The sequence below is a fragment of the Dethiosulfovibrio salsuginis genome (assembly GCF_900177735.1).
Lineage (GTDB): Bacteria > Synergistota > Synergistia > Synergistales > Dethiosulfovibrionaceae > Dethiosulfovibrio > Dethiosulfovibrio salsuginis.
In genome coordinates this window covers 1-2051 of sequence record NZ_FXBB01000064.1, presented here as the reverse complement: position 1 = coordinate 2051, position 2051 = coordinate 1, and the positions used below count along the sequence as shown (strand labels likewise).

Here is a 2051-nt window from a genome sequence, read left to right as displayed (position 1 = left end):
CTTCTTTTTACTGCATCTCTGTCCATGACTACGCTCATAACGATCCTCTCCTTCATCAAAATCTATCCCAACATGGAGCGAAGCCCCAGAAGGCTCTTTTCCTGCTCCTGCGAAAGCACCTCTCCTTTGACCATGGCGGTGGCTATGTCGCAGTAGGACCTTATGGTGGTGCTGTTTCCAAAGCGGTTCCTGGTGGCCCTCTGGCGGATATCGGCTATGGCTTTAAGGGCCTTAGAGCAGGTCTTCTCCGACACCGTAGACCTTCCAGGGCGACGATCTCCCAGCTCTCCCATAGCGAACAGGCCGTTTCTTATGGCGTCGTCGTGATCCTCCCTCTCCAAATGAGAGACGACCTTTGCCAGAGCGTCGTCGGCCAAAGACGCGGACAGGTTGCCTCTCTCCCTGCTTCCCATCATGGCGATGGACCAGAGGGAGGATATCCTGACACCTTTCTCCCTTCCCTTCAGGAGGCTGAGGGCCTTTTGAAAGCCTGCCTCCCCCGCCCCGATCTTGCCGAGGGAGAAGAGAGCGCTGTTCCAAAGGGAGGAAGCCTCTATCCTGCCCATAATCTTAAGGAGATGGTCCTCGGCGGAACGGTCTCCGACCTTGCCTATAGCCTCTACGGCGTAGCGGAATATGGTGTTTACCACCGTTGAGGGAGCGACGGAAATTCTCTCAGGGGCGCAGATATCCTTGAGAACCCTGAAGATCTCCGTCCTCCGGTTAGGGTGTCTCGAGCCCAGGTCGCCGAGGAGCAGGATGAGGCGGCTCTTGGCCAGTCCTCTGGTGTTTCTCCTGCCTATGTAATCTATAACCACAGGGACAAACTCCTCGCCATTAGAGGCCATAAGCACCGACTTCTCCATATCCTTGATCTCCTTCATGGCGTCGCCATGGCCGTAGGAGTTGACACTGGGATTAGGGGCTTTGTCGCAGAGGTTGACCAGTCGCTGAACGGTGCTGTGAACGTTAAGGGCAGGGCCGTTACAGCTAACCGATCCCTTGGATTGACCGTTCCGATTAAAGCCAGGCACAGGACGGGAAATCATCCCCAGGGAGGTGGGCTTCTCCTCGTAGGTTCCGTCGGACTGGACGGTCACGGTGAAAGCCTGGCTTTTGTCCTTCTCCGGCCACCCCTCAAGGCTCATGATGGACCGCTCGTCCACAGAAACCTGAAGGCACACGACGTCTCCCTCGTTAAGAGGCTTGACGAAACGGACCCGCCTGGAGGCTATCTTCCTGTTCGGCTGGGCGATATCGGTTCTGCGACCGAGGTAGAAAGGCAGGTCCAGGAAGGTCGCTCCGTCGTTGGTCACCGCCAGATCCTTTATAACGGGAGACCGATAGGGCAGAGCCGCTCCCGCCGGGGCGATGTGCTTGACCTTTCCACCGATGACCTCTATGCCGATGGTATCGTTGAGAATGGCCCCGATCCTGATTCCACGATGGAGGTTGTAGTGATACGCCACCGCACCTCGGACAACGGCCATATCCGGGTCTCCCGCCGTTACAGGCTGAACCCCGAAGAACCGGCCTATCCTCTCCCTAACCGCTGGAAGCCTGGTCATGCCGCCGTTGAGCAGCACCACGTCCACCCGAGGAAGCTCTCCCGCTTTATCCTTTGCTTTCAGGAGAACGTCCACCACCGGCGTCATGATGGTCTCGCCATCGGTCTCGACCTGATCGTTGTCCACCATGTCCATGGTGATATCCTCTCCCATGAGGGGAGAGACCATATCCAAAAACTCGTCGTAAGACAGGTCGTACTCGAAAGGATGATCTCCCAGGACGTTGGCCTTCAGCACCTCCGCCCTGACGTCGCTTCCGTCCACTATGCCGAACATGGCCCGGTTCTCCATCTCGGTCACCAGCTCCATCTTGGCCTCCTCGGCGTAGCGCAGAAACCGCTGCTCCAGAGAGAGCCTCTCCTGCTCCTCGAGGGAGTCGAGAGGAACCCTCTTTCCAAAGGACTCCATAAACCTATCTGCCACCAACCGGTCGAAGTTATCCCCTCCGATCCTGGTATAGCGGGATATGGCGTAGTCCTCTAC

At 57.2% G+C, this 2051-nt stretch carries 1 protein-coding gene; it reads right to left on the bottom strand.

All coding sequences use genetic code 11. The annotated features are described in order from the left end of the window. Positions 1-62 precede the first annotated feature (62 nt). Positions 63-2051: Hsp70 family protein (locus B9Y55_RS12925; RefSeq protein WP_085545753.1), on the bottom strand; the 1989-nt coding region annotated here is incomplete at its 5' end.